Origin of the sequence: Trichococcus patagoniensis, assembly GCF_003051085.1 — a bacterium.
GTDB classification, from domain to species: domain Bacteria; phylum Bacillota; class Bacilli; order Lactobacillales; family Aerococcaceae; genus Trichococcus; species Trichococcus patagoniensis.
On sequence record NZ_QAOM01000009.1, the window covers coordinates 125,143 to 149,456 of the forward strand.

Genomic DNA, 24,314 nt, shown 5'->3' on the forward strand with positions numbered 1-24,314 from the left:
AAGGTGGTTTCGACTCTGAACTCCGGCGAACGGAGGCTTCGCCGGAGTTCAATCCACAATTCGCTTGCGTTCTCCGATGAAGGCAGCTTTGTCGGAGTTGCGTCCGAAAATTACCACTGTTCTCCGGTGAGCGGAAGACTCGCCGGAGCTGGGACTTTTTTTGCGCTGTTCACCTCCGCATGCTTGCCCCAACACCGCAGCTTAACACGCCACAAAACAACAAGAGTGGACTGCCTCATTACGAGACAGTCCACTCTTTATTTGTACATTGTTCTTCTTAATTAACGGATGGCAGCTCCGCATTCGGTTTCCAAAGCTGCGACCAATTTCGCGAAGGCTTTGTTGATGTCTTCATCGACAAGCGTCGCTTCAGGATTCAGGAATGACATGGAATAAGCAACAGACTTCTTGCCGTCCTCAATGCCTTTGCCTTGATAGATATCGAACAGATGGACATCCTTCAGGAATTTCCCGCCGTTTTCCTTGATGGTCTTGACGATCTGTTGGTGTGTGACGGTTTCATCCACCAATAAAGCCACATCGCGGGTCACGCCAGGGAATTTAGGGATCGGCTGTTGCGTGATCACTTCCTTCGGTGCGGCAATGATCGCTTCGAAATCGATTTCGAAAGCATACGTTTCCTTCAGGTCATAGGCATTTGCCGTTGCCGGATGGACTTGGCCGACATAACCGATATAGACATCGCCCAGATAAACGGCAGCCGTTCTGCCCGGATGCATCCATTTTAAGTCTTTGGCGGCTTCAAAACGGATCTGATCGCTCAGGCCCATCGTCTCGAAATAGCCATCCAATACCCCTTTGGCATGGTAAAAGTTGACGGGTTCGGCAGCCATTTGCCAATCTTTTTGGTAGGCCATTCCTGTCATCACTCCAGCCAAACGTTCTGCTTCAATCGGCAAAACGCGATCAGCCGACGGAAAGAACACACGACCGATTTCGTAAAATTGGATATCCGTGTTCTTGCGGGCAACGTTGTAAGCGGCATTGTCCAGCAGCGTACTCAACAAGTTCATCCGCAGCGTGCTGCGATCTTCGCTCATCGGCCAAGCCAGACGGATGCCTTCCTTGTCTTCGACTGCGTATTCTCTCGCTTTTTCAGCGGTAGTCAAGACGTAGCTGATGTTCTGCGTCAGTCCCGCGCCTTCCAGAAATCTTCTGGTGATGCGCATCGTGTGTTGTTTAGGCGTCAACGCAGTCGGCAAAGCCGGTGTGATCGGCAATGTTTCCGGCAGATTATCGTATCCGTAGATGCGTGCGACTTCTTCCAGGATGTCCGCATAAATGAAAATATCCCATCTTCTCGGCGGTACAGCAACGGTGAAAGTTTCGCCGTCAAACGTTGATGCAAAACCCAACTGGTTGAAGATGGCAGTCACTTCAGCGCTGGAAATGGCAGTCCCCAACGAACGGTTGATTTTTTCCAAAGTGATGACCACTTCCGTATCCTTCACTTCTACCGTATCAACGGAAGCCGTGCCAGCAACGATTGTGCCCCCCGCCAACTCATGGATCAGTTCTGCGGCATGTTGTCCGGCTGTGCGGATGGTCGCGACGTTGATGCCTTTTTCGAAACGGGAACTGGATTCGCTGCGCAAATTGAACTTCCCTGCTGTTTTGCGGATCAAAACCGGATTGAACAAGGCAGCTTCCAATGCCACAGTCACTGTTTCATCGGTGATTTCTGAATCCAGACCGCCCATGACGCCCGCCATAGCAATCGGCGCAGTGCCGTTCGTGATGACGATGTTATCCGTGTCAAGCGTTCTTTCCACTCCGTCAAGAGTAGTCATCGTTTCATTCGCTTTGGCACGGCGGACGATGATCTCCTTGGAGCCGATTTTATCATAGTCGAAAGCATGCAGCGGCTGGCCGTATTCCAACAGGATATAATTCGTGATGTCGACTACATTATTGATTGGACGAATGCCGCCGTTCATCAATTTATTCTGCAGCCAAAGCGGACTTTCCGCAATTTTTACGTCTTTGATTACTTGGATATGGTAGGCAGGCGCATCGTTCGTGTCCTCAACGGCTACTTTGATGTAATCCGCAACAGATCCTGTTTTTTCAGAGACAGGGGCCTCCGGGAATTTGAGCGCTTTGTTGTAGATGGCTGCGACTTCATAGGCGGATCCGCGCATGCTCAAAGCATCGGCACGGTTCGGCGTGATGTCGATGTCCAGGATCGCGTCATCCAAATCCAACAAGTCAACGACTTCCATTCCGGGAACTGCTTCAGCAGGCAGGACAAAAATCCCGTCCGCATATTTTTTTGAAACAACACTTTCAGAGTAGCCCAATTCAGCCAACGAACAGATCATTCCGTTCGATTCTTGTCCGCGCATCTTACCCTTTTTGATTTTTGCATTGCCGGTGATCCGCGCGCCGTGCAAAGCCACGATTATTTTCTGACCGGCAGCCACATTGGACGCGCCGCAGACGATCTGGATTGGTTCCTCAGCCCCGATATTCACTTGGCAGACATGCAGATGGTCCGAATCAGGATGGTCGACCACGGACAACGTTTCGCCGACAACGATTTTGGACAAGCCTTTGCCAGGATAGACGACGTCGTCCACCTCGATGCCCGTGCGGGACATTTTTTCTGCTAATTCATCTGGTGTTACATCGGATAAATCTAAATATTCTTTTAACCATTTATAGGATACTTTCATTATGTTACTCCTTTACATCGAATTGACTTAAGAATCGGATATCATTTTGGTAGAAGTGACGGATGTCATCGACACCATATTTCAACATCGCTACACGTTCTTGGCCTAGACCAAATGCGAACCCGGAGTATTTCGTAGAGTCAATTCCAGACATTTCTAAAACATTGGGATGGACAATACCTGAACCCAGGATTTCGATCCAACCGGTTTGCTTGCAGACATTGCAGCCGGACCCGCCGCATTTGAAGCAACTGACATCGACTTCGACAGATGGTTCCGTGAACGGGAAGTAGCTTGGACGTAAACGGATTTCGCGTTCTTCTCCGAACAATTTTTTGGCGAAGACGGCAAGTGTGCCTTTCAGATCAGCCAAAGTGATGTTCTCGCCAATGACCAATCCTTCAATCTGGTGGAATTGGTGGGAATGTGTCGCGTCATCGCTGTCGCGGCGGTAGACTTTCCCGGGGCTGATCATCTTCAATGGTCCTTTGGAAAAGTCATGCTTCTCCATCGTGCGCGCTTGGACAGGAGACGTATGCGTGCGCAACAACAATTCATCGGTGATGTAGAAAGTATCCTGCATATCGCGGGCCGGATGATCTTTCGGAAGATTCATCTTTTCGAAATTGTAGCTGTCCTGTTCCACCTCCGGGCCGTCCACGATCTTGTAACCCATGCCCAAAAACAGATCCTCGATTTCTTCGTTGATCTGCGTCAAGACGTGTGTCGTGCCTTGGGCGATTTTTTTGCCAGGCAAGGTGACATCAATCGTTTCCGCCGCGATTTCGGCTTCCATTTTTTTGACTTCAAGCGCATCTTTTTTGGCTTGGATGGCGGCTTCAATATCGTCACGCAATTCATTTGCTAACGTTCCGATGACGGGGCGCTCTTCAGGGCTCAAATCCTTCATCCCTCTTAAAGCCTCTGTGATTGGCCCTTTTTTCCCCAAATAGGAAATGCGGACTTGATTCAATGCCTGCAGATCCTCTGCAGATTCGACTTGCTGTAAGGCATCTATACGTAACGTTTGTAATTTTGCTTTCAATTCCATGTTCTGTCCCCTTTTCGTAAAAAATGCAAAAAAATCCCGTCCCTGGTAAGGGACGAGATTTTCGTGGTACCACCCTTGTTTCGCTGCAAGCAACGACACTTCATTTGTTTAACGGTAATAAACCGGAACTTTATTCATTGCACAGGGCAAATCCCAAAGTCAGCTCGGGGAGTGAAAAATCACAATCGGCTTCTATAAAGGCTCGCAGTCAATGGCCATTATTCCCTGAAAAAAGCTGCAGATCGTGAAGGTTCCCTTCAACGCTTTTCGTATTCATTTTACTTACTTTGCCAGTTTACCCGGAAATGCCGTTTCCGTCAAGTTCGGAATCAGACCCAAGCATCCGACCAATTTTGGATTTCCAGCATCACATTGTTCAAAGCTTTCCCTTTTTCGGACAATCCGTACATCACTTTGATTGCCGCCGCAGGATTTTCGGTTCTTACTACAATTTTTTCATCTTCCAGCTCTTTTAAGCGTTCTACTAATACTCGATCACTGACATTAGGTATCTGCACGGCCAATTCCTTGAATCGTTTATCTCCGTCCATCAAGACTTCGATGATTAAGCCGGTCCATTTTTTCCCTAAAATAGAGAATGTTTTTTCAAACTTTGGACAAATACATTTTTTTACTTCCAGCATTTCATTCACAGCCTTCACCTCTTTGACCTATTATAAACACCCTCATTTCCCCTGTCAAAGGGAATGTGCCTTTTGTCACAAAATGTTTACAAAAAATAAGCATCCTGTTTCGCAATCTGCATTAACTGAAGTAATTCCTCAGAAAAATGCTTGTGGCCGCCGCTTCTTTCCATCCGAAAAGGAAAATAATCACGAATGATGTTCATGAGGAATTCGCCAGCCCGCTTGCTCGCATACAAAAAGTTTATGTCTGTTTTCTATAATAGGATAGGAATTTCACAAAGGCAACACTTTTTCACGTTTAATTGAAAATATAGCGTTTTTTTCATGCATTTCTTCAGCCGACGAAGTGATAAAGCAGGATTCCTGCTGCAACTGCGACATTCAGAGACTCCGCTTCGCCGAATATCGGAATATACAAATTCTGATCCGTCAATGCCAATACTTTGTCGGAAACGCCATTACCTTCGTTACCGAGTATCAACGCAACTGTATCGGTCGGGGAAACAGTCCGGTAATCGACAGCTGCTGCATTCAGTTCGGTTCCGTAGACCGGGATACCGTTGCTCTTCATTTCGGGAATCAACTTTTTCAAATCACCACGATAAACAGGCAGATGGAAATGGCTTCCTTGCATGGAACGCAGCACTTTGTCATTGTAGAGGTCCACCGATCCCTCCCCTAAAATGACACCTGTATACCCGGCAGCATCTGCCGTTCGGATAATGGTGCCGAGATTTCCTGGATCCTGAACCTGATCCAAAAGGATATATTTGCCTTTGTATTCCGATATCGGAGTGGCTTCGGGAATCTGAACGATCGCAACGACTCCTTGCGGCGTCTCGGTCTGAGCCAGGCTGGAAAGGATTTCCTGGGAAACGATGATGATGTCCCTTTCCTCAATCTGCAGATCCGCCTGTTGATGAAAAGCTTCTGTCATTACGACTTCTTGGATGTTCGCTTCTGCCTTGATGGCTTCTTTCAAAAGATGCGTCCCCTCGATCAGATAAGCTCCCGCTTCTTTCCGGCCTTTGGTTGTCTGCAGTTTTTTCCATTGTTTTACTTTTTGATTTTTCATCGATACGATCTTTTCCATTTTCTAACTCCTCAGTTCAACATATTCCCTATTATAACGCATCATCGCCCTTATCGTTGCAAAAAAAAGAGAAGGCATCAGAAAATCCTGATCTCTTCTCTATATTTTCTGTGTATTCTCGGTTACTTATCCGCCGATGTAATTTACAGGGTTAACTACTGCGCCATTTTCTTGTACTTCAAAGTGCAAGTGGACGCCGGTCGAACTTCCTGTCGTACCCATCACACCAACTTGTTGCCCTTGGCTGACAGTTTGACCTGGAGCCACCAACAAACCCGGTTGCATGTGGGCATACAATGTTTTAACGTTTACGCCATTGATTGTGCCATGGTTGATCACGACATAATAGCCGTAGCTGGCATGGTAAGTAGCTGTCTCAACTGTTCCGGATTGCGCTGCCGAAATCGCTCCGCTGCCTGCGATATCCACGCCGCGATGGAACTCGATCGAACCGCCGAATGGCGAAACGCGATTTCCGAAAGGAGAAGAGATATAGCCGCTTGCCGGTCTCAAGAATCCGCTGGAATTCACTGAATAGCTGGTTGTTGTTGTCGTTGTTGCGACAGATGCCGTCAAGTTATTGGCTGCTGCGGCTGCGGCCGCTTCCGCCGCTGCGATAGCTGCTGCTTCTGCCTCGGCTGCTGCGATGGCTTCAGCCGTGATGCGGGCTTGTTCAGCCGCCATATCATTGCTGATTGTTTCTGTTTGTGCAGCCAAATCAGCTCTAGTTGATTCCAAGCCATTTTTCTCGGCTTCAGTCAACTCATAGTTCTCGATGACTTGCGCGATTTGGACGTCGATCTCAGCTTTTTGGGCTACGACATTATTTTTTGAAATCAGAATGTCTTGTCTCAATGCTTCAGCAGCAAGTTTTTCTTCTTCAACAGCCACTTTGCTGTCTTCGACTTTTTGCTGATCCGCTTCCTGTTGTTCCACGATGTCCTTGTTGGCAGTCACAATCTTTGAAACGACCGTGATTTTACCGACTAAGTCAGAGAAATTCTCTGAAGACAACAGCATTGAAGCTATATTCGTAACGCCCGCATCCGTTTGGATATAGCGAGCCTGCGTATTTAATTTTTCGGTTCTCTGGTCGATGACCACTTGTAACGCTTCGATTTCAGCCTGCAATTCCAAAATTTTTGATTCGATATCAGCCAATTTTTGCTCTTGAGCCGCTAATCGGTTCATCAATTCATCCAATTGCGATTGAAGTTCATTTACCTTTGTTTCCAAATTTGATTTTTCGGATTCCAAAGTATTCAATGAATTTGATTTTTCTTCAATCTGCGATTGAATCGTATTCGTTTCTAATTGCAAAGCATCTTTTTGTTGTTGTAATTCTTCCAATGTAGCCGCTTGAGCAGTAAAACCACCTGCAATCGGACTAAGCAATAAGATTGATGAGAACAACGCGATATGTTTTTTTCCCAATTATACTTCTCCTCCTGTTTCTTCTACGAGATGAAGTATATCAAAGTTAAAATACTATTACATGATAGAAATATGACAATTGTATTTCAATTTGTTACGTCAGTCGTAAATCCTGAAATGTTGTTCATATTTGCACAATGCCTTCTGAAGACAGCCATCATTTGATTGTTTGCGCTTGCAGCGATATAATTGACCTGTATCAAGCAGTGCCTCCGCCATCGCTCTTCAGGAAAGAAAGGAGCAATAAGCATGAAAATCGATCCAAAAGATTTGCACAAACCAGGTACGGATAATCTTCCTCCTGGCGTATACAAAGAAGTTGGCCCTAGAGGGGGCAAAATCACCGGCAGCAAAGAAGTCCATATTGTCGAAGGGCACAGACTTCCGCCTACAAACAAAGCCGGAAACAAATGGATCAAAAAAGACTGATTATTCGCCTAATATTGATCACTTGAACGTTTCAGGGCGGAGGAACCTTGGATTTCACTTCAGAAAAGGACCGTGCAGCAAGAGCCGCGCAGTCCTTTTCTTGTCTGATGCATTATTTTGCCAACAGTTCTTTGATGATTTTGGAGACGAGTGCTTTGTCGGCTTTTCCGTCCAACACCTGCATCGAGAATTTCATCGCATCCTTCAATGGCATTTCGGCTACCCCGTTTTCGGCCAAAAAGAAGCGGACTTCTCTTTCATCCATCATTTTGGGAACATATGCCTCCAAAATGGCCAACTTTTTCTGGCTCTCTTCAATCAGATCCGTGCGGTCGACCTGTTTCGCAAAGGCGATGGCTTCATTGGTTTTCTTGATGTCCTTCAGAAAAACATGGATTTCCTCCGCCTCGGTCATTTCGCGCTTGTTGTCTATCACAAAGGAATCGTACTCCGATTTGATGAGGCGCAGCACATCCGTCTTCAATGTGTCTTTGTCTTTCCTTGCTTGGATGAAATCCTTGTTTACTTTTTCTTTCAATGTCATGATTACAGGACTCCCTTCGATTCTTTAGTATGGGCTGTTTAGATATTTTTTTGCTTCAAGGGTCAGCCTTCACCCCTCATTCTAAGGAAAAGCAGCGGAATTGGCAAATATCATCGCCTAAATCCGAGTATTGAATAAGTGACAAGCTATTTATGGCTTAAAACCATCGCGAGCGGTAAAATCGGGACGAGCAAGATACTCTTCAGGAAATACTCCAATTCATTCGCGGAAGAGGGTGTAAGCATGTCATACTTTTGGACTTTTGAATGGGAAATTTCCAAAAGAAGAAATTTAATATGACGACAAGTCGGCCCAGGTAAATATGCTAAAAAACAGAAATGCTGATAGAACAGCATTTCTGTTTTTTACGTTAGGCAGCATAAAAACTGTCTGTTTATTTCAAGAGCTCATACATGGCATCCGCGTAGATGGCGGTCGCGCGGAAAAGATCATCGAGAGCGATAAATTCGTTCGCTTGGTGCATCGTATCGATGCTGTCCGGGAACATCGCGCCATAAGCAACGCCGCGTTCCAGCAAGCGCCCGTAGGTTCCGCCGCCGATGGATTGTTCATGCCCCTTCAGGCCTGTATGTTTTTCATAGACAGCCAGCAACGTCTTGACCAACGGATCGTCAGCCGGAACGTAGTGCGGCAATTTACCGTGTCCGCCTTTTGCGATCGTCACGCCATAGGAAGCCAAAGCCGCTTCCAATTTGATTTCGATGCCTTCTTCGGAAACGCCTTGCGGGTAACGGAAGTTCAAAGCCACTTCACCGCCTGTTGTCGGTGTGAAAGTGAAGATGCCGGCATTCATGGTCAATTCGCCCATGACCGAATCCGTATAAGCCAAGTTCAATTTCTGTGCATCGTGCTGCAGGTGGATACTGTCCGCGATCAATTCCAGGAAAGTGGCCGCTTGTCCGCCGAAGTTGAATTTGTTCAGGAAAGTGGCCAGGTACGTGCCCGCGTTCACGCCGGCAGCCGGATTCATGCCATGAGCGGCTTTACCGATCAATTCGATCGTTACTTGTTCCCCCTCCACAGAAATCGTTCCTTTAACCGGATTATTTTCAAGGAAACTAGCGAATGCCTGCTCAATTCTGTCGGTCTCCGGGCTGCTGAATACGGCAGTCGCATCCTGAGGGACCATGTTTTCGCGAAGACCTGCGTCAAAGCTCAATAGCTCGTTCTTGCCGCCTTTGTTGTCGCCTCTGAATTGGACCATGAAAGTCTGCATGCCTTTCTCACCATTGATGATCGGGAACTCTGCATCCGGCGAAAAACCGAAATCAGGAATCCGTTCGTTCTCGAGATAGTGGTCCATGCATTTCCAGCCGCTCTCCTCATCCGTTCCGATGATGACACGGACTTTTTTGGAGATCGGCAGTTTCAAGTCACGGATGATCTTCAGTGCATAATAGGCAGCCATCGTAGGCCCCTTATCATCACTGGAACCACGGGCATAGATGCGGTCATCGATGATGACCGGCACAAAAGGATCCGTATCCCAGCCGGTTCCGGTAGGCACAACATCGACGTGGCCGAATACGCCCATCAATTCTTCGCCTTCGCCGAATTCGATATGTCCGGCCAGATTGCCGACATTCTTCGTGATGAAACCATCCCGTTCGCCGATCGCCAAGAAGGCTTCCAGCGCTTCCTTGGGGCCTGGTCCGACCGGGGCTTCAGGGGTTATTTTTGAATCATCCCTTACACTGTCGATACGCAACAGCGTGAATAAATCCTCGAGCAGTTCCGTTCTTCTGGCTTCCACTTCTTTTTTCCAATTGATTTCCATGCGCACACGTCCTAACTTAAAATTATCATGCTATCATCATATCACTTTTGGCAAAATATCCAAATAAAAGCTTGGTATTTAGGCCCAACAATCCGCAAAATCTTAGCCTTTTTTAATCGACTCCGGCAGATGTTCCCGCAATGCCGCAAGTTCCTCATCACGCAACGGACGATAGTTCCCTTTTTCCAATTGCTCATCCAAATGCAAGGGCCCCATTGTCAACCTTTTCAGGAAAGTGACCTCTTTTCCGCAGGCCAGCACCATCCGTTTCACTTGATGGAACTTCCCTTCTTTAATCGTGATCTCTACCTCTGAGCAATCCTTTTCTTCATCATAGCGCAGGAGCTCCAGTTTTGCCGGCAGGCAACGGTAGCCATCTTCCAGTATGAGCCCTTCAGCAAAGGCTTTTTGATCTTCTTCCGTCATCCGACCGTCAACTTCCGCGAAATAGATCTTGTCCACATGCCGTTTCGGCGACAGCAGGAAATGCGCCAATTGGCCATCGTTCGTCAACAGCAGCAGTCCTTCCGTATCCTTGTCCAGTCGCCCCACCGGAAAAAGTTCCTGCTGATGCAGTTCGAAAGCCAACAGGTCGATGACCGTCTTTTGGTGATTATCCTCGGTCGCGCTGAGGACGCCCTGCGGCTTATTCATCATCAGGTAAATGTATTCCTGATAGCTGACCGGTTCGCCTCCGACCAGAATTGTGTCCTTTTCGCTGTCCACTTTAGCTTCCGCTTTCGTTTCAATTTCCCCATTGACCGTTATCAGTTTCTTTTTCAATAACACTTTGACTTCTTTTCTGGATCCGAATCCGGAATTCGACAGCAGTTTATCCAAACGCATATTTTTTCTCCCTTATAAACCAAAAAGCACCCACTGAGGCTGCTTTCCGGTTTCGTTTATTTTATTTGATGCGCATTTTTCTGCGCAGGCCGTTCGCTTTGGCGCCCAAAATGTCATCCGCGATGCGCAATTTCAGGGTCAGGAACAAGTAGACGAAGCCTCCGACTGCCGCTACGATAGCGACAACCACAAGTGCCGTCAACTTGCGGTCGATCGGAATGACCAGCATGCTGGCTTTCAAGGCGATGAACGCGCAGGCAGCCATGAATAATGCAACCGCCAAGATTTTACCGGTTTTTTTCATTGTATCGACCAACCCAAAATGGGTCAGCTGATAGACTTTCCGTCCGCTCAAGAGCACTGTAACGATGAATCCGATCGTCGTCGCAACCAATGCGCCTGCCGTATCGAACAAAGCCAACATCGGGTACTGCATGAGCGCTTTGACAGCAAGCCCAACCAGCAGATAGGAGATCATTGTCTTATGTCTGCTTAATGACTGCAAAATCGACCCGAGAATCGTGAACAGCCCCAAAACGATGCTCATCATAGCCGATACCGCCAATAGCGTAGGACCTACCGGATGAAGCGGATAAAACACGTTGTAGATTGGTTCGGAAACGATCATCATCCCCAAAGATGCCGGAAGCATGATGAAAGCGAACAATTGGATGATCTCCCTCACCTGGCTCTGCAGCACACGGAAGTTGCCTTTCGTGAATTCTGCGGCAATCAATGGCACTGCCGCTGTGGCCATCCCGACTGCCAAGGACACGATAATCATGATCAGTTTGTCGGCGTTGAAACTGAACAGACCGAACAGATCCTCGATTTCTTTGCCTGAGTAGCTCGTCAGGTTCTCCATCATCGGTTTGAACGTCACTTGGTCAATCAGCTTGGCGAAAGTGATGCCTGAGCCGATCAGGATGAACGGAATCGATTCCTGCAGCATGCTCTTGATGGCCGCAGTCGTCTGGATGTTGCTGGAAGGTTCACTGTTGGCGATCAAGGGTTGATATTCAGCCATTTTCTTTTTGTAATAAAAAAGAAGGATGATGGTAGCAACGATTGCGCCTATGAAAGCCGCAAAAGTGGAGTGCGCAACAGCTGTGGCGATGTTGCCGTCCAGAAGTTGCATCACGATGTAGGTGGCTCCCAAAAGATACACGACTCTGCCGATCTGCTCGAACACTTGCGAAATCGCAGAGGGCACCATATCCTGATAGCCTTGGAAAAAACCGCGCATCAAGCTCATGCCTGGCACCAGCAATAGAGCCGGAGCCAACGCCCGAATAACCAATGCGCCATCCTCAGGCGAAGCGGCCGGGCTGTTCTCAGCGATCATCGGTGCCAACCCGTACATCAATGCGGCACTGACGGCACCCGTCAAAATCATGAAGAACATGCTCTTCTTGAAGATGTCGATCCCGGTGCGGTATTGATTTTTTGCATTGTATTGGGCCACCTGCTTGGACATCGCTGCAGGGAAGCCTGCTATTCCGATCGAAAGGAAGAGCTGATAAGGTGTGTAGCCTATCGAATAAAGGGCATTTGCCGTATTGGCCGCATCCGTAGACCCCATCAAGGCATTCCATGGGATGATGTAGAGCGCGCCGATCAAGCGGGAAAAAATGCTCCCGAAAGTCATCCAAAAAGTCCCTTGCACCATCTTATTGTTGGTTGTTTCATTTTCTTCGTTAATTTTTCTATCTGTTGACATTTGCAACCTGCTTTCTTCCCGATGAATGAAAGATAATAATACCATCACTCAAGTATTTTACCAAAAATCCGGTTTTTTTCAATCTATAGCAGTCTTATTTTGCAAAATCCTAACAATTTCGGATTAATCCCTGACATTTCCAGGCTAAATGCCCCTCTCCATTGCATGCGTTTTCATACCATCGCCTGATCGTTTATGGTAAAATGTAAGTGTGGAAAAGAACGAAGACAATCCATTTTTTTGTCAAAATCACAATTCACAGGCACTTGGCTTTCAACGCTGTCTCGTCAACCGTGTCGCACAGTCTGCAATAGAAAAGAGGAATAAAAATGAACACCTCAAGAAAGGGGTTCAGACATTTATTCGGAGTCATCCTTTCGCTCCTGCTTTTCTTCACCTTTTCGGTAACACCTGCTTTGGCTGCTACCTCGCAGATTATTTACCAAGGTTCTACATCCAATAAGGTTGTTGCCTTAACGTTTGATGATGGATCGGACGGATATTATATCCAATCAATTCTGAACACATTATCAGCTAATAATGTAAAAGCCACTTTCTTCCTCACTGGTCAAGGCGCTGAAAATCATCCGCAGGCAATCAAGAACATTGTCGCTGCTGGCCATGATATCGGAAACCACTCCTATAATCATCCGGATTTCACAACCGTATCGACGACCGAGATGACAAACCAAATCAACCGTACCGAAACAATCATCGCAAACCTCACCGGCAAGAGCACAAAGCCTTTCTTCCGCGCTCCTTTCGGATCCTATAACAGTACCGTCCTGCAAACGGTCGGAAACGCCGGATACACATACACATTCCAGTGGACAATCGACACGCTCGACTGGACGGGCAATTCAGCTAATGACATCTACAACCGTGCCATAAACAACGTCGTACCGGGAGCCATCGTATTGATGCATGCCGGTTACGGCGCCAACGGGACGAATGCCGCATTGCCCAACATGATCAATCAGTTGCGTGCGATGGGCTACTCATTTGTGACTCTTTCTCAGCTTATGAACACCACAAGCACGCCGGGAACAGGATCCGGCACCAGCTACACCGTCCAAGCGGGTGACACGCTTTATGCAATAGCCTTACGGTATGGTGTGACGGTCCAAGCGATCGTTAACGCCAATGGCTTGACCAATGCCAACCTGATCCGCGTCGGACAAGTGTTGACGATTCCGGGAACAGGTACGCCGACAACACCTACAACGCCGACAACCGGCACGTCCTATACAATCAAAGCCGGGGATACCCTGTATGCCATCGCCTTGCGGTATGGTGTGACGGTCCAAGCAATCGTTAATGCAAATGGCATCACCAACGCCAACCTGATCCGCGTCGGACAAGTGTTGACGATTCCGGGAACAAGTACGCCGACAACTCCTACTACTCCTACTCCTACAACGCCTACGACTAGTTACACAGTAAAGGCCGGGGATACGCTCTATGCCATCGCCTTGCGGTATGGTGTGACGGTCCAAGCGATCGTTACCGCCAATAACATCGCCAACGCCAATCTGATCAGCGTCGGACAAGTATTGACGATTCCGGGCACCGGAACGCCGACGACTCCTACTACGCCTACAACCGGAACATCGTATACAGTCAAAGCTGGGGATACGCTCTATGCGATTGCGCTTCGTTATGGCGTAACCATCACACAGCTTGTGAACGCCAACGGCATAACCAATCCGAACCTTATCCGTGTCGGGCAAGTGTTGATCATCCCTTAAGTATGACTGCAGCAGCCTATTTAAAAGAACGCACACCCCGTCAGAGTTGGGGTGTGCGTTCTCTTTATTGTTTCAGATTAATTCGCTACAATATTGACCAATTTGCCTGGGATAGCGATGGTTTTTCTGACGGTTTTGCCTTCGATGCCTTCTTTGATGACACTGTTTCCCAATGCCAATGCGATCATCTCATCATTGGAAATATCAGAGGGAACCATTTCTTTAGTTTTCACTTTACCGTTGATCTGGAAAACGACTTCGATCTCGTCTTCGACAAGGAAAGATTCATCATAAGTTGGCCATGCAACGTAGGAAATGCCTTCCGGTTTGCCCAGTTTCACCCAAAGCTCTTCACCGAAGTGAGGCGCGACCGGCGCAAGCAATTGAACAAAGCCAGTGACGTATTCGAACGGCAATGCATCCACTTTGTAGGCTTCATTGATGAAGATCATCATCTGCGAGATTGCCGTGTTGAAATGCAGGTTATCGTAATCCTCGGTTACCTTCTTGACTGTCTGATGGTAAACCTTGTCCAATTCATGCGTGTTGATGGTTGTGATGCGGTCGCGCATCTTATCATTTTCATCCAAAAGCAGACGCCAAATGCGATCCAAGAACTTGCGGCTACCTTCGATGCCGCCTTCACTCCATGTCGATGAAGCATCCAACGGTCCCATGAACATTTCGTACATGCGCAGCGTATCCGCGCCGTAGCGTTCCACGATGTCATCCGGGTTGACGACATTTCCTTTTGATTTGGACATTTTTTCATTGTTTTCGCCCAAGATCATGCCTTGGTTGTACAATTTTTGGAACGGCTCTTTCGTCGGAACGATGCCGATGTCGTAAAGGAATTTATGCCAGAAGCGCGCATACAGCAGATGCAGCACCGCGTGTTCAGCGCCACCGATATAAAGATCGACGTTCTGCCAATAGTCAAGTCTTTCATTAGAAGCAAGATCATTGCGGTTATGCGGATCCATGAAGCGCAGGAAGTACCATGAACTGCCTGCCCATTGCGGCATTGTGTTGGTTTCGCGTCTGCCTTTCATGCCAGTCGTCGGATCGACAACATTGACCCACTCAGCAATGACGGCAAGCGGGGATTCCCCAGTGCCGCTCGGTTTCACTTGATCGGTCTTCGGCAACAGCAATGGCAGTTCATTCTCAGGAACCGTTGTCGATGTGCCGTTTTCCCAGTGGATGACTGGGATCGGTTCGCCCCAATATCTCTGTCTCGAGAACAACCAATCGCGCAGACGATAGGAAATCACTTTTTCGCCCAGTCCGTTTTCGGACAGCCAGTCGTTCATCTTCGCAATCCCCGTCGCTTTATCCAAACCGTTCAGGAAGTCGGAGTTGATGTGCAAGCCATCTTCCGTATAGGCTTCCTCTTCGACGTTGCCGCCTTCAAGAACCGGAATGATCTCCAAATCGAATGTTTTGGCAAATTCATAGTCGCGGGTGTCATGGGCAGGAACAGCCATGATGGCGCCGGTGCCGTATGTCGCCAATACATAGTCGGCGATCCAGATCGGGATTTCTTTGCCGTTCACCGGATTGATCGCATATGCGCCAGTGAATACGCCGGTCTTTTCTTTCGCAAGCTCCGTACGGTCCAAATCGCTCTTCAGTGAAATGGAATCGATGTAAGCTTCGACGGCTTCGGCTTGCTGACCTGACATGATTTCCTTCACCAATGGCAATTCAGGCGCCATAACAGCATAGGTAGCACCGTATAGCGTGTCCGGTCTGGTCGTGAAGACCGTGAAGTCTTTATCCGTATCTTTGATCTTGAAAGTGACGTTCGAACCTTCCGAACGTCCGATCCAGTTCCGTTGCATCTCTTTGATGCTTTCAGGCCAGTCCACCAATTCCAGATCATCCAGCAGGCGTTCTGCATAGGCAGTGATTTTCAGCATCCATTGTCTCATCGGTTTGCGGTAAACCGGATGTCCCCCACGTTCGCTGACGCCATCGACAACTTCTTCGTTGGCAAGGACGGTGCCAAGCGCCGGACACCAGTTGACGGAAACTTCCGCCTCATAGGCCAAACCTTGTTCGTACAATTTTGTGAAGATCCATTGCGTCCATTTGTAGTAGCTTGGATCCGTCGTATTGATTTCGCGGCTCCAGTCATAGCTGAATCCCAATGATTGGATCTGGCGTTTGAAGGTCTTGATGTTAAGCTCGGTAAAATCAGCCGGATCGTTGCCGGTGTCCAACGCATATTGCTCAGCCGGCAATCCGAAAGCATCCCAACCCATCGGATGCAATACGTTAAATCCTTGTGCGCGTTTTGCGCGGGCAACGATATCCGTCGCCGTGTAGCCTTCCGGATGGCCTACATGCAAGCCTTGGCCGGATGGGTAAGGGAACATATCCAATACATAATATTTCGGTTTCCCGCCCTCTTCGGTCGTTTTGAAGGTGCGGTTGTCTGCCCAATATTTTTGCCATTTTTTCTCGATCGTTTTATGCGTATAACCCATTTCCAGCAACATCCTTTTCTTTTCATTCATCCAAACAAGCAATTGGCCATAAAAAAAGTCCCATAGGCAGCGTCCATCACTGGTTCTGCCTATAGGACGAGTTTTTTCGTGGTACCACCTATATTGAATGTCTTTGCATTCCTTCTCATGCCTGTAACGCAGCGATGCGGTCCCGCTTACTGATGCTTTCGGCGGAACAACTCAAAGGCGAGTTCAAGAGGCTCTTTGTGCATTTCCACCAACCATGCACTCTCTTCGAAAAAGCTGCTCCCTACTATTCCTTCTCTATGTCTGTTTCAGTTATCAATTGACTCATCTGCTATTTTAACAAATAAAACTCATTTCATCAAGACTTGATGCCTGCAATAGTCATTCGGATGATGACTTAGAAAGTGATGACTTGGCCGACATAAATGACGTTGGACGTAATATCATTCGCTTCAATCAAAGCCGCTAAGCTAACGCCATTCTTCTTGGCAATGCTGTACAAAGTGTCGCCTTTTAGGACGGTATACGAATTGGCTGATGCTGCAGGCGCACTAGTCGTTGGTGCTGTTGCCTGCGCAGAAGTTGTCGTTGCAGCCACTTTCAGCGATTGGTTCACAAAAATGATATCCGTGCTCAAGTTGTTCCAAGTCTTCAGGTCGGCAACCGAAACGCCATTAGCGGATGCGATTTTATAGAGCGTATCCCCTTTTTGGACCGTGTACACTTTGTTCGTTACAGTCGGAACAGAAGGTGTTGTTATAGTCGGATTGGTTACGACGGTTGCAGAATTCCCAGCAGAAACCGTAGCCTTCACTTTCAACGATTGACCTGGATAGATATAATCGGAACTCAAGTTGTTCAGTGTTTTCAGTTCTGCAACGGTCAGGCCGTTCGCATTCGCGATTTTCCAGAGCGTATCGCCGGATGCCACGGTGATAGTGCTCGTCGTGGTGGACGTTGTCGGCGCTGTTGTCGTCGGTTGTGTAACAATCGGTGCAGTAACCGTCGTGGTTTTGAGCGTCAATACTTGCCCTGGCACAATGACATCAGAGGTAAGATTGTTCAATGTTTTCAATGCTGCAACGGTCAAACCGTTCGCATTCGCCAATTTCCAAAGCGTATCGCCGGATGCCACCGTGATTGTGCTTGCAGTCGACGGTGATGTTGGCGCAGTCGGTGATGTCGGTTGCGTCACACTTGGCGTGGTCGTTGCACTAGTTTGTTTAAGCAACAATGTTTGGCCTGGGACGATGACATCACTCGTCAAATTGTTCAGAGTCTTCAGGTCAGCTACGCTCAAACCGTTCGCATTCGCGATTTTCCAGAGCGTGTCGCCCGATGCTACTGTTACTGTTGTTGTTCCCGGCGTCACTGTCGGAGTTGTCGGTGTGGTTGGCGTTACCGTAGCCGCGCTCTTCAAGAGCAGTGTTTGCCCAGTCAGAATCGCATCACTTGTCAGGTTGTTCAATTTTTTTAATTCCGCAACGGTCAATCCGTTCGCATTCGCAATCTTCCACAAAGTATCTCCGGACACGACAACGACACTGCTGCCGGTGGATGGCGTAGTTGTTGGTGTTGTCACTCCAGGTGTCACCGTAGTGGTGCCATTGATGTAGTTGACTGGATTGACGACGGTCCCGTTTTCCTGCACTTCAAAATGCAGATGGACCCCTGTAGAGCTGCCGGTTGTTCCCATCACGCCGATTTTTTGCCCTTGGCTGACGGTCTGCCCAACCGATACCGAAAGACCGGATTGCATATGCGCATACAATGTCTTGATGGTCACGCCATTTATTTTGCCGTGATTAATGACGACGTAATTGCCGTAGCTGTAGTGATAAGTAGCGACTTCCACAACGCCCGCCTGTGCCACGGAAATATTGCCGCTGCCCGCGATATCGATGCCCCGATGGAATTCTAACGCACCATTGACAGGAGACGTACGGTATCCGAATGGAGATGATATGTATCCGCTGGCCGGTTTGATGAAAGCACCTGTGATAGTGGTTCCCGTAGTGCCTGTATTCGTTCCGGTAGTTGGTGTTGTGGTGCCGGTAGTTTTCAAAATTTGACCCGGATAGATTGCATCGGACGTCAGACTGTTTGCGGTCTTCAATGCGGTAACGGTCATGTTGTTTGCATTTGCGATCGACCACAATGTATCACCAGATTTAACCGTATAGGCTTGGGTAGTTGTTTGACCCGTATTGCTGCTTGATCCGTTTTCAGTCGTATCCGGAGTAGTCGTTGTCGCTTTGCCCAATAATAACTTTTGGCCCACGTAAATGGTATCGCTCGTCAGTGTATTCAAGCTTTTCAATTCACTGATCGTCAAGCCTTTTGCGGAAGCGATTTTGTAAAGGGTATCGCCAGCGATTACTGTATAAGACGCAGTTGTCGTATTTGACGGCGTTTCGGTTGGCGTAGATGGTGCAGTTGTTTCTTCTTCCGTAGGCGTCTCTTCCTCAACGACGACACTCTCAGGCAGCACCAGACGGTCACCCACATAAATCATATTGGAGTTCATTTTATTCAGAGACAGCAGATCGACTAACGAAATCCCGTATTTTTTAGCAATAGCATATAGCGTATCGCCGGATTGGACAACATGGACAGCATCCCCCGCTTGAACCGGAGTTTCTGGAGTTTCTGGAGTTTCTGGTGTTTCAGTTTCTTCCGTATCCTCTGCAGGTTCACCTGGCGTCTCTTGTTCTGGAGTATCTTCGTCTGTATTCTCCGGAAGTTCTACAGTCGGTAGCTCAGGTGTCTCGCTCGGCGTTTCGAAATCGATATTGCCTGCATCCGGTTCTTCAACTTCTTCTTCGACAACAGGTTGATAATTGTCATATTGATCCAAGCCGTACTGTGCAATGATCCTGTTCAATTTGGTGCTGTAGGCCGTGTCCGTCGCATAGCGGCCGGTCAAATAAGCCGTTGCATCCTGATAGGTTGCAGCATTGCTCTTCCAAGCGCCAGCATAGTAAGTCGGATTCCAGCTGGTTCCGTTTGCCAGAAGATTTGCGTAATCCTGCAGAGATTCCGCATATGAAGGATATTTTCTGAATTCAGCGTTGATGGGATAGTAATTCTGCCCACCGCTGTCTTCCAGAGTCCCCATATTGACGGATTCTCCCTCGTAATTCCCTTTGATGCCGAACAGGTTGTAGTTGGGAGCCTTCGATAGAGCGCTTGTACCCCACCCACTTTCGAGAATGGCTTGTGCCATCATCACAGAGGCGTACAGATCATTTTGCGCAGCGATTACGGTCGCGGACGGGATGATCTGGTTCAAAAAAGGATTAGTGGAATATACTTGTGTATCCGTTGTTCCAAGCGTAGTCGTCTCTGCTGCCAAAACCAGTTGGACTGGCTTCACGACAGTTGTCATAAAGAACGATGTGCTCAACACTGCTACGCTGCGTTTTAGTCTTTTATTCGTGGTGATAAAAGAATTAATCAATTGTTCTTTTTTCTTTTGGGTGATGCGTTCGTTTCTGGATAACACCAAAATATACCACTCCCTGTATCAAAAATACTGCCTGTTTGGCAGTGAAAGACATCTGAATTTATAAAAATGATGGAAAATAATTTAAATTTCTTTTAAGAAAATTATCCAATATGTCTATTATATGTTTGTTTCCCGAATTTTTGAATGGCTTTCATAACTATATTCAATATTTAATAATTGAAATAAATCTGTAACAATCTTTTCCGTTACTTAAAAGTAAGCCCTTTCCTCCTTTTGCCTCCTATAAAATGTTGACCAAGCCGCCAAATAGTCTACTGACTGGCCAATAATCATGATAAAATGGATGATGAGGTGAAAGTATTGACAAATCAATTTTTATACAGTGACATTAATAAACGTTACCATACATGGAATTACCATCTAAAGCAGCACTTTGGTGAAAAGATATTCAAAGTCGCCATCGACGGCGGTTTTGATTGCCCCAACCGCGACGGCACCGTCGCACACGGTGGCTGCACTTTCTGCACCGTTTCCGGATCCGGCGATTTCGCCCAAGACCGGATCGACCCGCTCCCTGTCCAATTGCGCAAAGGCATCGACATGATGCACAAAAAATGGCTGAATGTAAAAAGCTACATCGCTTATTTCCAGAACTTCACCAATACGCACGCGCCGGTGGATATTCTTCGCCATCGTTATGAGCAGGTCGTCAACGAGGAAGGTGTGGTCGGCATCATGATTGCGACACGTCCGGATTGCCTTCCGCCGGAAACAATCGCCTATTTGGCGGAACTGAACAAGCGCTATTATATATGGGTGGAATTGGGACTTCAGACCATCCATGAGGAAACAAGCAAAATCATCAACCGCGCACATTCCTATGACACTTACCTGAAGGCAGTAGATGAACTGCGTGCGCACAATATACCGGTATGCACCCATCTCATCAACGGTCTTCCTGGCGAAACCCATGACATGATGATGGAGAGCGTCAACCGTGTCATCCTCGATTCGGATATTCAAGGCATCAAAATCCATTTGCTGCATTTGATGAAAAACACCAAAATGCTTCGCGACTATCATCAAGGCAGGCTAAGGTTGCTGGAGAAGGACGAATATGTTGAACTCGTCTGCGACCAGCTGGAAGTCATTCCGCAAGAAATCGTTATCCACCGCATCACCGGTGACGCGCCGCGTGACACCCTCGTCGGTCCGATGTGGAGCCTCAAAAAGTGGGAAGTGCTGAACGCAATCGACCATGAGTTGGAACGCCGCAATACCTATCAAGGGATCCACAATATCAGAAATAAGGGTGCGGAAGATGTTATTGTCCGCAGTGGACTTCAGTCATAAATTTATGAACTAAAAAAAGGAAAGCGTTCCGGCAAATATACCGGTCGCTTTCCTTTTTTTAGTTTGTGGTTTTTAGTTTAAAATTATTTGCCAGCTTGGACATATGAAAGCAAAGCTTCTGTTTTGTCCGTCTTCTCCCAAGTGAAGTCAGCATCAGCACGGCCAAAATGTCCGTAAGCTGCTGTTTTTTTGAAGATTGGACGACGCAGATCCAACATTTGGATGATGCCTGCTGGTGTCAAGTTGAAGTTTTTGCGTACCGCTTCTATCAAAGTAGCCTCCGGATATTCGCTTGTACCGAACGTGTCGATCGCAATCGATACAGGTTCAGCAACGCCGATAGCATACGCCAATTGGATTTCGCATTTTGTAGCTAACCCAGCCGCAACAATGTTCTTCGCGATGTAACGCGCCGCATAACTTGCGGAACGGTCAACTTTTGTAGCATCCTTACCTGAGAACGCACCGCCACCATGACGCGCATACCCACCATAAGTGTCAACAATGATCTTTCTTCCTGTCAGACCGGAATCACCTTTAGGTCCGCCGATAACGAAGCGTCCTGTAGGATTGATGAAGTATTTAGTATCAGCATCCAATAATGCGTCGTCGATGACCGCATGGATGACATGTTCCAAAATATCTTTTTTCAATTGTTCCAATGTGACATTTTCATCATGTTGCGTGCTCAAAACGATTGTGTCCACACGTTTCGGTTTGCCATTCTCATCGTATTCCACGGTAACTTGCGTTTTTCCGTCCGGTCTTAAATATTCCAAAGTGCCGTCTTTGCGGACTTCAGATAGACGTTTCGCTAACTTATGACTAAGCGAAATAGGTAAAGGCATCAGTTCTTCCGTTTCGTTGATTGCAAAACCGAACATCAAACCTTGATCCCCTGCCCCGATTTCATTGTAATCCGTAGTCCCTAGCTCTCTGCGTTCCAATGATTCGTTGACGCCGATTGCGATATCGTCGGATTGTTCGTCCAAGGATACCATTACAGCTAAATTATCCGCATCAAAACCAAATTTACCACGTGTATAACCAATTTCAGTTACAGTATCGCGGACAATCTGTTGGATGTTTACGTATGCGCTTGTAGTGATCTCGCCAAAGACAACTACCAGTCCTGTCGTGACGATCGTTTCGCAAGCAACACGCGCATTTGGATCAGCAGCCAACAGTGTATCCAGAATTGCATCGCTGATTTGATCAGCAATTTTATCCGGATGACCTTCCGTTACTGACTCTGAAGTAAATAATCTTTTTTCTACCATTTTTCATTCCCCCATTTTTTGGTTACAAGGCGTCTTCACATATTGTGAATCCTATCGGGATATTGCAATTAGCCTCTGAAAAGCAACATACCTAATATACGCTATCATCGTCGAAAAAGCAACAAAAAATAAGAGAATTTCATCTTTGTGCCACGGATGGTGCCCACAAAAACTTACTCCTCCAAACATTGTCTGGTCCCTTTTGACTCTTCAGTAGCTTGACATCGCAATGACGTTACCCTATGATGAATTTGCGCAATATATATGAGCTGATACCCTAACTGTACCCATTAATGAAGAAGGAAGAGATTATGCTGACAATCAAGAAACAATTCATGCACCTTATGAACCACACCTTTTTGGCGATGCTGACAGCCCCTTTGACGTTGCTTCTTTTCGGAGCATGGAGAGGCATGACATTCAACGGACCCAACTACCTGCTGCTTTTCATGCTTTATCTATTTCTGCTGTTTACCCATGCTTTGGAAAGGTTACTCTCAAAAAGTGAACAAGCCGGCGCAAAACTTCCCTCTAGAATGATTCTGTTTTTCGGGATCCTTTCGATCGGATCGCTGACCATCCTTTCCTCTTTATCGAACCTGATCCTGGTTGCCATTCTTTTGCTGTATTTTGTTTACTCTATCTTACAATTTTATCCGTACAGTATGACAAATACCTTTTACGAGATATTGCTTAGACCTTTCTTCAAGATACTCATCCTTTCGTCCATAGCCTTCTTCTCGCAGGCAAATTTTATCCCACTTCAACTGCAATACGAATTGCTTCCATTGATCCTATTCCACATCTTTGGTTTGATACAGATTCAGGTCAAGAATACTGCGAGCGGCGACCAACCGATCACTTATTATCAACAAATACTAATGAAACACTCAAAATCTTTGAAAATGACTTCCTTCCTGCTTGCCTATGCGACAGCAAACTTTCAAATATTGAACCTCAACAGCTCTCCATGGGCCATCATCTTATTCGGATTATCCGCTCTACTGGTCTTTCCTTTATTCAAAAGAAGATATCAAACCGCCCTCAGAATGGAACAATATCTGGCCAACTACAGTTTTCTTTTCACGCTAGGTTATTCCTTACTATTTTTGGTCTAACAAAAACAGGCAGCTGCACCGGTCTTTTCGACTGGTGCAGCTGCCTGTTTACGCATAAGAAAAAAGCACTCAATAAGAGTGCTTTGCAATGATGATCCGTACGGGAATCGAACCCGTGTTACCGCCGTGAAAGGGCGGTGTCTTAACCGCTTGACCAACGGACCATAAAGATAGTAAAAATGGGCCTAAATGGACTCGAACCATCGACCTCACGCTTATCAGGCGTGCGCTCTAACCAGCTGAGCTATAGGCCCTTCAAAAGCGCATGACGCGAATCGGATTCGCGATAGTAGATCCTCATTCAACTGAAATCAGAATCAATTGCGGGGACAGGACTTGAACCTGTGACCTCCGGGTTATGAGCCCGGCGAGCTGCCAACTGCTCCACCCCGCGATAATAATATTATGACCTAAGGGCCATGACAATGATCCGTACGGGAATCGAACCCGTGTTACCGCCGTGAAAGGGCGGTGTCTTAACCGCTTGACCAACGGACCAATCTTTTATTCTTCTGATAAAGCTACGGAGAAGGAGGGATTTGAACCCTCGCGCCGCGTTAACGACCTACACCCTTAGCAGGGGCGCCTCTTCAGCCACTTGAGTACTT

16 protein-coding genes, 4 tRNA genes, 1 riboswitch and 1 other annotated feature are annotated in these 24,314 nt (G+C 47.3%); of the genes, 4 read left to right on the top strand and 16 right to left on the bottom strand.

Going from position 1 to position 24,314, the window contains the following annotated elements; genetic code table 11:
* Positions 1-281: 281 nt before the first annotated feature.
* The 5 genes from pheT to C8U37_RS07895 form a co-directional block, all read right to left on the bottom strand.
* Positions 282-2,696 carry a phenylalanine--tRNA ligase subunit beta gene (pheT, locus tag C8U37_RS07875; protein WP_108032702.1) on the bottom strand — a complete coding sequence of 805 codons (2,415 nt, stop codon included), beginning with the start codon at positions 2,694-2,696 and terminating at the stop codon, positions 282-284.
* Positions 2,697-2,700: 4 nt separating this feature from the next.
* Entirely contained in the window at positions 2,701-3,747 is a 1,047-nt protein-coding gene (gene pheS, locus C8U37_RS07880) for a phenylalanine--tRNA ligase subunit alpha (RefSeq protein ID WP_108032703.1), read from the bottom strand.
* A gap of 329 nt (positions 3,748-4,076) precedes the next feature.
* Entirely contained in the window at positions 4,077-4,391 is a 315-nt protein-coding gene (locus C8U37_RS07885; protein WP_086986970.1) for a winged helix-turn-helix transcriptional regulator, read from the bottom strand.
* 337 nt (positions 4,392-4,728) lie between these two features.
* Positions 4,729-5,487, bottom strand: coding sequence for a TrmH family RNA methyltransferase (locus tag C8U37_RS07890; protein WP_108032704.1), 759 nt, complete (start codon positions 5,485-5,487; stop codon positions 4,729-4,731).
* Between the two features lie 126 nt (positions 5,488-5,613).
* Complete coding sequence (locus C8U37_RS07895) at positions 5,614-6,921, bottom strand: murein hydrolase activator EnvC family protein (protein WP_245879791.1); 1,308 nt, start codon at positions 6,919-6,921, stop codon at positions 5,614-5,616.
* 249 nt (positions 6,922-7,170) lie between these two features.
* Here C8U37_RS07895 and C8U37_RS07900 point away from each other — a divergent pair, with 249 nt between their 5' ends.
* Complete coding sequence (locus C8U37_RS07900; protein ID WP_108032705.1) at positions 7,171-7,350, top strand: YjzC family protein; 180 nt, start codon at positions 7,171-7,173, stop codon at positions 7,348-7,350.
* A 112-nt stretch (positions 7,351-7,462) separates the two neighbouring features.
* On the opposite strand, the gene C8U37_RS07905 is transcribed toward C8U37_RS07900, so the two are convergent.
* From C8U37_RS07905 to C8U37_RS07920, 4 genes are all read right to left on the bottom strand, one after another.
* Positions 7,463-7,894, bottom strand: a complete 432-nt coding sequence (locus tag C8U37_RS07905) for a GatB/YqeY domain-containing protein (RefSeq protein ID WP_108032706.1) — start codon at positions 7,892-7,894, stop codon at positions 7,463-7,465.
* Between the two features lie 394 nt (positions 7,895-8,288).
* Complete coding sequence (gene pepV / locus C8U37_RS07910; RefSeq protein ID WP_108032707.1) at positions 8,289-9,692, bottom strand: dipeptidase PepV; 1,404 nt, start codon at positions 9,690-9,692, stop codon at positions 8,289-8,291.
* Positions 9,693-9,794: 102 nt separating this feature from the next.
* Positions 9,795-10,538 (bottom strand): pseudouridine synthase, encoded by a 744-nt coding sequence (locus C8U37_RS07915; RefSeq protein ID WP_108032708.1) that lies wholly within the window; start codon positions 10,536-10,538, stop codon positions 9,795-9,797.
* A gap of 61 nt (positions 10,539-10,599) precedes the next feature.
* Positions 10,600-12,258 (bottom strand): putative polysaccharide biosynthesis protein, encoded by a 1,659-nt coding sequence (locus C8U37_RS07920; RefSeq protein WP_170100221.1) that lies wholly within the window; start codon positions 12,256-12,258, stop codon positions 10,600-10,602.
* 329 nt (positions 12,259-12,587) lie between these two features.
* On the opposite strand from C8U37_RS07920, the gene C8U37_RS07925 reads away from it, so the two are divergent.
* Positions 12,588-14,006 carry a LysM peptidoglycan-binding domain-containing protein gene (locus tag C8U37_RS07925; RefSeq protein WP_170100222.1) on the top strand — a complete coding sequence of 473 codons (1,419 nt, stop codon included), beginning with the start codon at positions 12,588-12,590 and terminating at the stop codon, positions 14,004-14,006.
* Between the two features lie 77 nt (positions 14,007-14,083).
* On the opposite strand, the gene leuS is transcribed toward C8U37_RS07925, so the two are convergent.
* Positions 14,084-16,498, bottom strand: a complete 2,415-nt coding sequence (gene leuS / locus C8U37_RS07930; protein WP_108032710.1) for a leucine--tRNA ligase — start codon at positions 16,496-16,498, stop codon at positions 14,084-14,086.
* A gap of 89 nt (positions 16,499-16,587) precedes the next feature.
* Positions 16,588-16,795 (bottom strand) — a binding site (T-box leader).
* An 88-nt stretch (positions 16,796-16,883) separates the two neighbouring features.
* Positions 16,884-19,991 carry a LysM peptidoglycan-binding domain-containing protein gene (locus C8U37_RS07935; RefSeq protein ID WP_281257503.1) on the bottom strand — a complete coding sequence of 1,036 codons (3,108 nt, stop codon included), beginning with the start codon at positions 19,989-19,991 and terminating at the stop codon, positions 16,884-16,886.
* Between the two features lie 324 nt (positions 19,992-20,315).
* On the opposite strand from C8U37_RS07935, the gene mnmL reads away from it, so the two are divergent.
* Positions 20,316-21,308 carry a tRNA modification radical SAM protein MnmL/YtqA gene (gene mnmL, locus C8U37_RS07940; RefSeq protein WP_245879792.1) on the top strand — a complete coding sequence of 331 codons (993 nt, stop codon included), beginning with the start codon at positions 20,316-20,318 and terminating at the stop codon, positions 21,306-21,308.
* Positions 21,309-21,391: 83 nt separating this feature from the next.
* Here the strand turns inward: mnmL and metK are convergent, their stop codons facing one another.
* Positions 21,392-22,588, bottom strand: coding sequence for a methionine adenosyltransferase (gene metK / locus C8U37_RS07945; protein ID WP_108032713.1), 1,197 nt, complete (start codon positions 22,586-22,588; stop codon positions 21,392-21,394).
* Positions 22,586-22,661: riboswitch (SMK box riboswitch) on the bottom strand. Its footprint overlaps the gene before it by 3 nt.
* Before the next feature lie 238 nt (positions 22,662-22,899).
* Between metK and C8U37_RS07950 the strand changes: the two genes are divergently transcribed.
* The gene (locus tag C8U37_RS07950; RefSeq protein WP_108032714.1) at positions 22,900-23,706 is read left to right on the top strand and encodes a hypothetical protein; all 807 of its coding nucleotides are present in this window, start codon (positions 22,900-22,902) and stop codon (positions 23,704-23,706) included.
* A gap of 92 nt (positions 23,707-23,798) precedes the next feature.
* Here the strand turns inward: C8U37_RS07950 and C8U37_RS07955 are convergent.
* From C8U37_RS07955 to C8U37_RS07970, 4 genes are all read right to left on the bottom strand, one after another.
* Positions 23,799-23,870: transfer RNA gene (locus C8U37_RS07955), tRNA-Glu, on the bottom strand.
* Between the two features lie 16 nt (positions 23,871-23,886).
* A tRNA-Ile gene (locus tag C8U37_RS07960) sits at positions 23,887-23,960 on the bottom strand.
* A gap of 67 nt (positions 23,961-24,027) precedes the next feature.
* A tRNA-Met gene (locus tag C8U37_RS07965) sits at positions 24,028-24,100 on the bottom strand.
* Between the two features lie 32 nt (positions 24,101-24,132).
* Positions 24,133-24,204: transfer RNA gene (locus C8U37_RS07970), tRNA-Glu, on the bottom strand.
* Positions 24,205-24,314: the final 110 nt, after the last annotated feature.